This window comes from Marinobacterium sp. xm-d-564, from assembly GCF_013283345.1.
In the GTDB taxonomy this organism is placed as follows: Bacteria; Pseudomonadota; Gammaproteobacteria; order Pseudomonadales; family Balneatricaceae; genus Marinobacterium_E.
In genome coordinates, this window is sequence record NZ_WBYO01000012.1 from 1 (window position 1) to 11864 (window position 11864).

Below are 11864 nucleotides of genomic sequence, written 5' to 3' on the forward strand. Positions count from 1 at the left end.
CGCACATTAATCCAGTGCATCTAATAAGTTACTCAAGTGTACTGCGTCTGCTATACCTGGCTAAGAGGGGCAGTTATAGCTACTTTTCAGGCCACCTAGCAAGGCGTTAATGTCAGCTTTGGGTCGTGAGCCGACGTCAGACATGAACCGAAACCAGCCAAAAAAGCATTACCACTTACGGAACACGAAGCTCCAGCTTTCCGTCGCTTTGAACAAGGTCTAGGTGTTTTAGAAAACTCATCCCTAACAGAACAATCTGACTATCTAGCTCAGGCACAATCATTGCAGGTACGTTACCCATGGAGAGCCCCCCTAAGCTAACCTCCTCTAACTGAGTTAAATCAACGGGTACTCGTCCATTAGCGGTTATCGCAAAGCTTTTGCCCTGACGGGGTAACGAGAGCTCATTGGCCAGGGCATCAGAAAGTGACACATAGGTCGCACCGGTATCAACCACAAAAGAGACGGGGTAACCATTGATGGTACCTGGTGCTCGATACTGCCCTTTTTGATCGGCAATAAGGCGAACCTGATCGGTGCCGTTCGCCAAAGATAGTTGTGAATTGGGATTGTCGCGCTGTTCAAGATAGGCGTTAAAGCCATAGGTAAGCATCACCAGAATAAGAATCCAGGTCATATGCGCAGAAAAACGGGCCATTTTTCGCTGTGTACTCGGAACCTTATTCACACAAAACCTCTCTAGAAAAGCGCTCTCTGTTTATCTATCAGATCATTAAAGCTGGCACCAAGAAAGGGTAATACTGTGTCAGCGACCGGCTCTAACTGTTTAGAGACATAGTGTTGATAATCAATGATTGAACTACGACAGATGGTTGGTTCTGGACCGTTAACTGTTATGACGTACTCAATAGGGTCCCCTCGCCCTAGACGCAGGTTTAACCCCTGCTTCTCTAGGTATGATTGCATTTTTTTGGCCGCTTTCACATGCGGTGGATTACTGGCCTGATAGGCATCTAGAGGTCGTCTTAGTCGACGACGATAGGTCAATAGGTGATCCGCGTTGCCGCTGAGTAGTTGCTCAGTGGTTTCGACGACTAGGTCACGCCAAGACTCGTCATTGAATATTCTGGACAACAACTCTGTCTGGAATCTTTTCGCCAAAGGTGTCCAATCGGACCGAACCGTCTCCAACCCTTTAAAGAGCAATTGATCTTCACCACCCGATCTCTTAAGACCCGCATAGCGTTTCTTAGTGCCCTTCTCAGAGTGGCGCATGGTTGGCATCAAAAAGCGTTTGAAATGACTCTCATATTGCAGCTCAAGAGCACTCTCTACACCGTATTGCTGTTTAAGGTGATCTCGTAGCCAGTGGTTGGCTTGATTAGCCAGTTCAGTGCCGTACTGCGCTATATCACTCTGTTGGCAATCATCGCCCAACCAGACAAAGACTGAATCGGTATCACCATAAATCACCTGATGACCCTGTTCAGATTCAAACCATTGTGCGGTTTTTTGCAGGAGCTCATGGCCCCTCAATGTAATTGCTCCCGATAGGTTCTGATCATAGAAGCGACACACATTGGACCCTAATACCCCGTAGCAGGCATTCATCTGTATTTTGATCGCTTGTGACAACGCAGAGTTACCTTGCGCCTTAGCTCGATCTCGGGCTAACCAAAGCTCTTTGATGATCGCGGGAAGAATCGCCACATCAGAGTTGAACTGCGCACCAAAAAAGCCCGGTACTAATGACGCCTCTGAGGCCTCACCCGCCAGAGCGAGTGCTAAAGGGTCCACTGAGAAGGTACGAATGATACTGGGATAGAGGCTCTTAAAATCGAACACTAACACATCACGATAGAGACCGGGTTTAGACTCCATGACAAACCCACCAGGCACAGAGAGGTCACTGCGACCAGAGGCATAAGGAGGTGCAACATAGCCTGCGCGATGCAGCTTAGGCAGATAGAGATTATCGAATGCCGCTTGGGAACCACCCACTTTGTCCAAGGCCAAACCTGTAAGACGAGTGCGTTCGATCAAATACTCAAGCAACTCAGCTTTTTTGAAGATCTCTAACACCAATCGACAATCTTCAATGTTATAGGTTGCTAATGCTTGTTTATCCTCTCTAAAGAGCTGCTGAATCTTCTCGCCACGATCATAGGGGTTATCAATCGCTTTACCACGCCCCAAGAGTGACTGAGCGACACTCTCCAGGCTGAAACTATCAAATTGCCAGGTGGCCCCTTTTAAAGTCTCAATGCCGTCGATGGCAACACGACCAGCAATACGACTGAACCAACGACCATTTTGACCAACATCGACCTGCATTTCACTGCTATCGCGTCCAAGCTTGAGCCCTACACGATTGGCCTTAGCTCGCCGAGCGAGCACGCGCAAATCAAAGCCAATCAAATTCCAGCCGACGATCAAATCAGGATCCCACTCTGCCACTATCTCGACAAAACGCTGAAGCAGAGCTCGCTCATCCGAGCAGCCTTCACACCAGGTCAGATCGGGCGCCTCACCATTAAACAGCACGAGACTCTGATCGCCCTGCTGCAAGCCAATCGAGAGCAACTGATTAGCATTTAACGTGGTTTCAATATCTAATGAGAGAAGCTTTAAATCAGGTGTAAAGTCACAGGGGCGCAACTCTAGCCCTTTAACACTTTCTACCTGAACAGCCCCGGTGCGAATAAACCGTTCCATCAAATAGCGATCAACCGGCCTGATATCCTCTTCCATGAGAGCAATCTGCACCGCCTCGAGTCGCTTTAACACTTCCCAGTAAACTTTTAGGCTTTGGCAGTAGAGACCCATGACAGGTTTTAAGGAGAGGGATTTCAGTTCTAAATGACGCAGCGTCCAACCCGATATATCTTTCAGACAGGACTCAATAGCAGCTTGATCAGTGGCAAACACAAAACAGACCGCCTCTGCATTCGAGACAGTAACCGCATGAGCACCCTCCACCCCAGTCAACCAGAAGGTGTATTCAATGCCCTGCGGGCCATCGCGCTGGGTTCGGGTGAGAGGGAAGCCAGTGGTTGGCATAACCGCGCTAGACACCGAAAGGGGTGACTACCTCCAGTTCAGGGAAGTGAGTCAATAGGTCAGTTAAAGACTCTTTCTGGAAAAGAAGCTTCAAGTTAGGGCCTGCATCCATGGTGAAATAGACCTCCAACCCCTGCTCACGAAGGTGCCATACCTTGTGCATCGCCTCTAACGACTCTGGCTGCCAATAGACTAGCGGAGGCCAGCTCGAAGCAAAGGTGGCATGCATCGACATGGCGTTATGCTCCGCAGTAGAACCCAACAGGGTAAAGTCTTTATCTGAGATCGCCTGATGCAGTTTCGACAGATCGGCATTCGCTTGTGCAGGCCAACTGTTATAAAGGTGAGAGGTCTCTTTGGTGCGCTGCATCCCAGATCGGCTATCAACGGACTTCTCGCCGATATCCACTTTGACCAGACCGATTCGAAGATCATCCCAGGTCGCATCAATTGGATGAGCATGACTGTCCAAACCATCTTCGCGATGCCCCATATGCCACTCTACAAATCCATTAAAGATGGATCGACAGGCACTGCCACTTCCCATACGAGCAATCATTGATAGCGCTTCATTGGAAAGCTGCAGTGATAGTGCATCGTTCAGCGCCAACGTCAGTGCAGCAAAGCCGGAGGCTGAGGAAGCAAGACCTGCTGCAGTAGGAATGTTATTTCGAGTCTCCACTCTGAAAGCGAGGGACTTGCTACCACGAAAGAGATCGATGAACTGACTAACGCGACCTGCAAACTGTGAATCCTGGTGCATCTGTTGGCCGTTTAACCAAACCTCATCAATCGGCTGATCAATTGGCGTCACTCGAGTTCTAGAACCCAAATCATTCAATGAGACAGAGAGGGATGGGTTGATCGGCAAATTAAGCTCAGCATCACGCTTGCCCCAGTACTTACACAGAGCGATGTTACTCGGAGCAAAGTGTTCCGATGATGCAGAAACAGCCCCCAACTCGGGTAGCACTTTAGTCAGCACTTCTTGCTTAGTAATCACATTGACTCCTGTTTCAGACCTTCACTGTGTATCGAGACGGGCAGATGTTGATAAGGGATCTCTGAAGGATTGGTCAAACCTAACGAGATAACAGAGTCACCCAAACCAGACCCTGAAATCTTAGCACCCAGAACACCAGACTGCTGACGCATTCTAAATTGCAGGTCTGCCAAATTAGCATCACACACGCCTAGCGCATCCATTAGGCCTGAGTATTGATCCATCAATTGCCCTACTCGGATCCACTCTTGTGACTCTATCGCCTCTTCTGCTGCGCGAGTCACCTGCCCCATCAATTGATAGATCGAGGCGTATATAGCGGGATCGGCCTCAGCTCGCTGATTAACCAAGGCAATCACATCAGGCGTTTTCATCTTGTAACCGACATAAAAGAGATCAATGTCAGGAGTGCCTTTCAGTGGACGAACCTTGGCACCGTTCATTTCATAGGCGATCAAACCACCCCATATTGAAGCGGCCAAATCAGTGCCGGAACCACGACCAAATTGAACCCTGTGAACAGCCTCTAGAGCCAGCTTGAATACCTGATCATTGGTAACCGGCTCACCACAGAAGTTTAACAGACAAGCAAGGGTTGAAGCCGTGACTGCGGCAGATGAACCCAAACCAACTTGGTCAGAAAACTGGCTGGAGACTTTTAAATCAAACCCCTGTTTTAACTTCGACTGACACAGCTGAATTGCAGCGACCATAAAGCTAAACGTTGAATCGTCTGTTAACTCACTCAAAGCGCTCTGATAACGACCCAGTTCCGACTCGATAGTGACGACCTCATCCACTCGCGGGATCAAAGAGACAGACAGCCTGTTACCAACGGCCAGTGCAATAGCAGGTTGGCCATGCAAGATGGCATGCTCGCCCATTAACATCAGGTTACCGGGTGCCGAATAACAGATCATACATCGTCTCCGAGAGTGACACCCAAACCATCCGACTCAACTCGCCCCCAGCGCATCAAAGTCGGTAACTTCAAAGCATCCGGTGTTTGATTGGGCAGATACGCCAGCACAAGCCCACCGGTATCACCCGACACCGCACCAGCACCTGCGATTTTAGCCGCACCGCCTAACCTCTCGATCTGCTCAATCAATGCGGTGACTCGGGCGGGCACCACCCCGATACGGTTTAATAGGCGGTGGTTATCTTGAATCGCAGAGAAGAGCTGATCGAGATCGGTTTGAGCCGTTTCGATGCGGTTCGTCACCGCAGCAAACTCGCTCCATATATCCGACTGCTCAAACTGGGCGCGGACACGCTCGACACAGACACCGGTACTTGTAGCGGGAGTTCCAGTGAATATCCAATACCAATCCTGATTAAATATTTCCGGTAATTCCCCTAATCGACTCGCTTGATCTTGCTCGACTTTGACCAAACCACCCATAGTAACTGTAGCCGCATCAATCAAACTGCCACGACCGTGTTGTAACCGTTCACAGTGTCGCACTTGCTCAATCAAGGTTGGCAAATCTTCGTGTTTGGAGAAGAGTTTCAAAAGCGCCGCAAGCAGAGCGGCAGATGAGCCCATGCCCGCACCAACAGGAATATCCGATTGAATATCAAATTTGCCGCGTGGAATGCGTTCAAGGTTACCTAGTATGCGAGCCACATCAACGGTGTAGAAAATCAACTCTGCCGGTCGAGAGAAGATCTCGCTGATGGAGCGCTCACCTCGAAGGTAGCCATCAAACGCTGCGTCCAATTTGTGACGAAGAGTGGACAACTTCTCCAGCGCCATCTCATGTGCTCTGTCTGGAGCAAACCAGCTAAGACGCGGCAGTAGATCGGGAGTGAAGTTAACGGTTAAACGCTGTTTTACCGAGAATGCGAGAGCTGGGGCACCGTACACAACAGAGTGCTCACCACTTAAAATGATCTTTCCGGGAGCACTCGCAACCGACATGACTAGCGTTCTACGTACTCACGTTTGTGATCGCTAATCGCCGCCAAACGGAAGCGACCCTGTGTATCGGGCTCAATCACATGTTGCCCACCATCACGTGGATCTGGGTAACGGTAAAGGGTGAGATACTCTTCGTAGCTCAACTCAGTCCGATCCTTTAACAGTTCAGCGTGGCGGCCTGTATTCAACGCCGATTGGTAGCCAGACACCACCTTAGCGGTAAAGAACTCACTGACTGAACCCGATCCATAACTGAACAGCCCGATGCGTTTATCGGTTAAATCTTCGTTGAGTTGCTCAAGAAGGGAGCAGAGCCCAATATACATTGACGCTGTGTAACAGTTACCGATCAAACGGTTGTAGATGAGTGTTGGTTCAATCTGAGCAGCAAGCTCTTCCGGAGTTTGACCCGTCTTATTGACACGAGCTAACTGTGAGTGAGCTTTCTGTGCCATCTTGCCGAACGGCAGGTGGTAACAGAAATAGTCGATATCACCGTAGCGAACTGAACTCTCTTCACAGAAGTTTTCCCAGCTACGTTTTAACGATGTTAGGTAAATTTTGGTCGAGTATTTGCCATCAACCAGCGCCGTTGTTCGGTAGTTGGGACGCCAAAAATCCATCACATCTTCAGTATGAGTACCCGATTCTGGTTCAATCTCTAGAACTCTTGGATTTGCTTTAATCAGCATTGCAACCGCACCACAACCCTGGGTGGCTTCACCTGGAGAGTCCAGATCGTAACGGGCCACATCGGAGGCGATCACAAGCACCTGTTTACTTGGGTTACGAGCAACCAGTGCACAGGCCATTTGAACGGCCGCTGTTGCACTGTAACAAGCGTGTTTGAGCTCAACGACGCGGCAACGACTGTTCAATCCCAACAGACGATGTACATAGACTCCCGCCGCTTTGGATTGATCAATACCGGTTTCAGTCGCAAACAGAATCGTTGAGATAGCATCGGTTCCAATGCGCTCAACAATGGGAAGTGCAGCGTTCGCAGCAAGCGTGACGATATCCTCATCATGCGCCGCCATCGCCATCTTCTCTTGACCAATACCATCGTAATACTTGTTAGGATCAGTGCCTTGACGTTCAGCCAGCGTGCGCAAATCGAGGTAGTAGCTCGATGTATAAAAGCTGATTTCGTCGATACCTACGGACATACTTTGATCAAATCCTTAAAACTGTTCGATGATAAGCGCTCGCTGACCCTTAAGCGCTGTCGTACTGGGCACACCTAAAAGAAACAGTGCCGTTACATATTCACGTTTGATACGTTCAATTACGTCGACAACCGCTTCAGCGGATTGCATTGCCGGTTGCAGTAGAGGCGCTGCAAATCCCCCCAGCGAGGCGCCGAGTATAACAGACTTAGCTAGATCAATCCCATTGCGTAGACCACCACTGGCAATCAACGTACTCTTATCCTGCCAAGGCTGACATTGATCTAACGCCACTGGAGTTGGTAATCCCCAATCTTGAAATAACAGCCCAAGATCATCCTGATCACGACGATGATGTTCGATTCGACTCCAAGAGGTTCCACCACTGCCTGCCACATCGAAATAGCGAACACCTGCTCGGTAACCAAGCTCCACATCGGCGGCCGACAGGCCAGAACCCACCTCTTTCAACCAGACTGGAACGGACAAACCCTCGACAACCTGTTGGATCTGATCCGTCAGATTCGCGAAATTACGATCACCCTCTGGCTGAATAGCCTCCTGCAAAGGGTTTAAGTGAAGGTAGAGAGCATCAGCCTTAAGCAGGTCAACCGCAGCCTGACACTGCTCCAGTGAAAAACCATAGTTGAGCTGCACAGCACCAACATTGCCAATCAATAACGCATTGGGAGCAACCGATCGAAGATCAAAACTACTCTTAGCCGACTCATCACTGAACATCACTCGCTGCGAACCCACCGCCATCGCCACACCACAACGCTCGGCTGCTTCTGCAAGATTACGGTTAATGGTTCGGATCAACTCATGATCACCACCCGTCATCGATGAAATAAGCATCGGGAAGCTTAGCGATTTACCCAACAATTCAATGGACGGATCGATCTTTTCGAAATCGAGCTCTGGCAACGCCCTGTGCGTTAACTTGATACGATCGAAGTAGCGCGCATCACGATCGGTCTCTGCATCCTGCAGAATCGCATTGATGTGCTCAATTTTTCGATCGTTGGTCAGCTGACTCATTTGCGTTCCATTTGCAGGTGCGACTGCATCAGCTCACCTGGGTTAGTCTGCGCAGCAATCAGCGACAGCTCACCACACAGAACCGTAGCACCACAGATAGCCGCCAATCGACGTGCATTAGCACCCGGCTCACGATCATCTCGACAGCCAAGGCGTTCTAGGTTCTCTTCTACAAAGTCGATCCCTTTGCCGTTACCGACACTGCCGACGATTAGGTTGGGTAGCGTACAGCTGAAGTATAAATCGCCGTTGCGAACCTCAGCGTGAACCACACCTTGTGATCCCTCAATGATGTTGGCCGCATCCTGACCTGTCGCCAAGTAAAAGGCGAGCAGCATATTAGCGTAGTGCGCATTAGCACTGCGTAAACCGCCGGCAATCATTGTTCCGATCAGGTTTTTCTTGATGTTCAGATCAACAATTTTCTCTGGCGTAGAGTGAAGGCGGCGCTCAACGATATCCCGTGGAATCAGGATTTCACAAACCACATACTTACCACGACCAAGAATGCCATTAACGGCGGTCGCCTTTTTATCGGAGCAATAGTTACCGGATATAGAGCTGTACTGAAGGTGTGGATACTCTGTCAAAATCCAAGGGATCAGATGATCAGCAGCATTGGTCACCATATTGTGACCAGAAGCATCGCCCGTCGTAAACTCTAGGCGTAGGTAGATAAGGTTACCAACCACCTGAGAATTCAGATCAATTAACTTGGCGAAACGACTCGATTTTGCCACTACCTCATTGAGGTCATCCATTCGAGCTTTTAGAGACTGGATCGCTTGGTGCGCTGCATAGGCATCTTCCGCTTCAAGCAAAATCGAGCGGGTCATACGCTCATCAATCACACTGACTTTAATCCCCTCTTCACAGAGAGTAGAGATGCGTGCACCACGACCAACGGATGGCCACAGAGGGGTTTCGTAAGTGGCTAGAGGAACACTCAACTTCTCTTCAATCAGATGACCTGACAGTTTCATCGGACCGACCCAGCGCATTGGGATCGGAGCTTGAAGAATTTTGTGTGTTTTCATCCGCTGAAAATCCAATAAAAAAGGGTTGTAGCAACAACCCTTTAGGTTCAAAAACTAACTAAGAGCAATTTTATCGATCACATCTACCTGATGCAATTGATTGAACTCATAACAGAGCAACTGAGATCACTGAAAAAACAAAAAACCCGAGTCATCTTAACGATGATTCGGGCTTCGATTTAGCAAACTAGACTAGTTGACGATTAGTCGAACTTACGACCTTTGCTAGCAGCGATACGCATACGAAGTGCATTCAACTTAATGAAGCCAGCTGCGTCTTTCTGATCGTAAGAGCCTGCGTCATCTTCAAAGGTTGCAATGCTCTCGTCGAACAGACTCTCTTCAGAGCGACGACCAACAACCGTCACGTTACCTTTGTACAGCTTCACACGAACTTCACCGTTCACGTACTTCTGACTCTCGTCGATCATCGTTTGAAGCATCTTACGCTCTTCTGACCACCAGAAGCCGTTGTAGATGACTTTAGCGTAACGTGGCATCAACTCATCTTTTAGGTGAGCCGTTTCACGATCTAGAGTAATCGATTCAATCGCACGGTGTGCAGGCAGCATGATGGTTCCACCCGGTGTTTCGTAACAGCCACGTGACTTCATACCTACGAAACGGTTCTCTACGATATCAAGACGACCGATACCGTTTTCACCACCCACCTTGTTAAGGTAAGTCAATACGGTAGCTGGAGACATCTCTTCACCGTTGATCGCAACGATGTCACCCTGACGGTAGGTCAATTCAAGGTAAGTTGGCTGATCTGGAGCCTCCTCTGGAGAGACAGACCAACGCCACATATCGGCTTCAGCTTCTGCCCAAGGATCTTCAAGAATGCCGCCTTCGTATGAGATGTGAAGCAGGTTCGCATCCATAGAGTAAGGTGATTTTTTCTTTTTGTTAGAGAAATCGACTGGGATGTTGTGAGTTTCACAGTAAGCCATCAACTTCTCACGCGAGTTAAGATCCCATTCACGCCAAGGTGCAATGACGTGCACGCCCGGTTTCAGTGCGTAGGCACCCAATTCGAAACGTACCTGATCGTTACCTTTACCGGTCGCACCGTGTGAAATCGCATCAGCACCAGTCTCGTTAGCGATCTCAACCAGACGCTTAGCGATGAGTGGACGAGCGATTGAAGTACCCAGTAGGTATTCACCTTCGTAAATAGTGTTCGCACGGAACATTGGGAATACGTAGTCACGAACAAACTCTTCACGAAGATCTTCGATGTAGATCTCCTTGACGCCCAAGGCTTCAGCTTTAGCTCGCGCTGGCTCAACCTCTTCACCCTGACCGATGTCAGCAGTAAAGGTTACAACTTCGGCATTGTACTCATCTTGTAACCAACGAACGATTACAGAGGTATCCAAACCACCAGAATAAGCTAAAACGACTTTTTTAATGTCGGACATTGACGACTCCAACTCCATGCTCACCCGATCTGGGTAGAGGTTAATACGGCGCACTGAACTCATGAATCAGACAGCGCTAAAATTTATGGGGGGAAATTATAGCGAACATTTAAATAAATATCAGTAGATCTGAGTTTTAACTCTGCCCTTATCCTTTGGATTTGTTAAACTCCATAAAACCCCATCGAAGAGTAAGGATCTACTGTGCCAAATTCGAAACAGCGTCACCCAATGGCAGACCGTTTCCGTGGTTATCTTCCCGTTGTTGTTGATGTCGAAACGGCTGGATTCAATGCTCAAACCGATGCTCTCTTAGAGATTGCAGCGGTCACTCTGACCATGGATGAAGAGGGCTACCTGATCGTAGATCAGTCAATTGAGGCGCACGTAGAGCCTTTCGAAGGGGCAAACCTAGAACAATCGGCGTTGGATTTCACCGGCATCGACCCTTGGTCGCCGGATCGTGAGGCCGAGCCAGAACTCATGGCGATGGAGAAGATCTTCAAGCCTATCCGCAAAGCGGTTAAAGCGCATGACTGCAAACGAGCCATTTTGGTTGGACATAACGCCCACTTTGATCATAGCTTTGTATGCAATGCAGCTGATCGTTGTGACATCAAGCGCAATCCATTCCACCCATTCTCCACTTTTGATACCGCCACACTGGCGGGTCTAGCGTATGGCCATACGGTCCTCGCTAAGGCGTGCGATCTCGCCGGAATTAGCTTCGACAACAAACAGGCGCACTCCGCTCTCTACGACACAGAGAAAACGGCCGAGCTATTTTGCATGATTGTCAATCAGTGGAAAGAGATGGGGGGATGGGACATGATGCTCGCCCTCAGAGAAGAGAGCGAGCTGGACTAACAAGCGTCAGCGGGGATTAACCCTCAGCGTTGTCACCCTCTTCAGATTTAGCCGCTTCAGAGACCAATGTCTGTAGTTCACCGCTCGCTGCCATATCACAGATAATGTCACACCCGCCGACTAGCTCACCATTAACCCACAACTGAGGGAAGGTCGGCCAGTTAGCGTACTTTGGTAGTTCTGCACGAATGTCAGGGTTCTCAAGGATGTTTACGAAAGCAAAACGTTCGTTACACGACATCAACGCTTCAGATGCACGTGATGAAAAACCACACTGAGGAAAGCGAGGTGTGCCTTTCATGTAAAGAAGAATGGCATTGCTTTCGATCTGTTCTTTAATTGTCTCTAAAGTGCTCATTAACTCACCTCTTAAATCTC

11 protein-coding genes are annotated in these 11864 nt (G+C 49.1%); 1 reads left to right on the plus strand and 10 read right to left on the minus strand.

Features of this window, described 5'->3' with window-relative positions; all coding sequences use genetic code 11:
• Positions 1-175 precede the first annotated feature (175 nt).
• The 9 genes from XMD564_RS10580 to XMD564_RS10620 all read right to left on the minus strand — a co-directional run bounded on the left by XMD564_RS10580 (position 176) and on the right by XMD564_RS10620 (position 10619).
• On the minus strand, positions 176-688 hold the full coding sequence (locus XMD564_RS10580) for a retropepsin-like aspartic protease (RefSeq protein WP_173483224.1): 513 nt from the start codon (positions 686-688) through the stop codon (positions 176-178).
• 11 nt (positions 689-699) lie between these two features.
• Positions 700-3036 carry a DNA polymerase II gene (locus XMD564_RS10585; protein ID WP_371740272.1) on the minus strand — a complete coding sequence of 779 codons (2337 nt, stop codon included), beginning with the start codon at positions 3034-3036 and terminating at the stop codon, positions 700-702.
• The gene (mvaD, locus tag XMD564_RS10590) at positions 3029-4024 is read right to left on the minus strand and encodes a diphosphomevalonate decarboxylase (RefSeq protein WP_371731727.1); all 996 of its coding nucleotides are present in this window, start codon (positions 4022-4024) and stop codon (positions 3029-3031) included. The genes XMD564_RS10585 and mvaD overlap by 8 nt, the downstream gene beginning before the upstream one ends.
• Positions 4021-4944: a mevalonate kinase gene (mvk, locus tag XMD564_RS10595; protein WP_173489081.1), complete on the minus strand. Its 924-nt coding sequence runs from the start codon at positions 4942-4944 to the stop codon at positions 4021-4023. The genes mvaD and mvk overlap by 4 nt, the downstream gene beginning before the upstream one ends.
• Positions 4941-5948, minus strand: a complete 1008-nt coding sequence (locus XMD564_RS10600; RefSeq protein ID WP_173484698.1) for a mevalonate kinase — start codon at positions 5946-5948, stop codon at positions 4941-4943. The genes mvk and XMD564_RS10600 overlap by 4 nt, the downstream gene beginning before the upstream one ends.
• Positions 5949-5950: 2 nt before the next feature.
• Positions 5951-7117 (minus strand): hydroxymethylglutaryl-CoA synthase, encoded by a 1167-nt coding sequence (locus XMD564_RS10605; protein WP_173483227.1) that lies wholly within the window; start codon positions 7115-7117, stop codon positions 5951-5953.
• Between the two features lie 15 nt (positions 7118-7132).
• Positions 7133-8158 carry a type 2 isopentenyl-diphosphate Delta-isomerase gene (gene fni, locus XMD564_RS10610; protein ID WP_173483228.1) on the minus strand — a complete coding sequence of 342 codons (1026 nt, stop codon included), beginning with the start codon at positions 8156-8158 and terminating at the stop codon, positions 7133-7135.
• Complete coding sequence (locus XMD564_RS10615) at positions 8155-9195, minus strand: hydroxymethylglutaryl-CoA reductase (protein ID WP_173483229.1); 1041 nt, start codon at positions 9193-9195, stop codon at positions 8155-8157. Before XMD564_RS10615 ends, fni begins: the two co-directional genes overlap by 4 nt.
• A gap of 203 nt (positions 9196-9398) precedes the next feature.
• Positions 9399-10619: an argininosuccinate synthase gene (locus tag XMD564_RS10620; RefSeq protein WP_173483230.1), complete on the minus strand. Its 1221-nt coding sequence runs from the start codon at positions 10617-10619 to the stop codon at positions 9399-9401.
• 231 nt (positions 10620-10850) lie between these two features.
• Between XMD564_RS10620 and rnt the strand changes: the two genes are divergently transcribed.
• Entirely contained in the window at positions 10851-11486 is a 636-nt protein-coding gene (gene rnt / locus XMD564_RS10625) for a ribonuclease T (protein WP_173483279.1), read from the plus strand.
• A gap of 16 nt (positions 11487-11502) precedes the next feature.
• Here the strand turns inward: rnt and grxD are convergent, their stop codons facing one another.
• The gene (gene grxD / locus XMD564_RS10630; RefSeq protein ID WP_173483231.1) at positions 11503-11844 is read right to left on the minus strand and encodes a Grx4 family monothiol glutaredoxin; all 342 of its coding nucleotides are present in this window, start codon (positions 11842-11844) and stop codon (positions 11503-11505) included.
• Positions 11845-11864 lie beyond the last annotated feature (20 nt).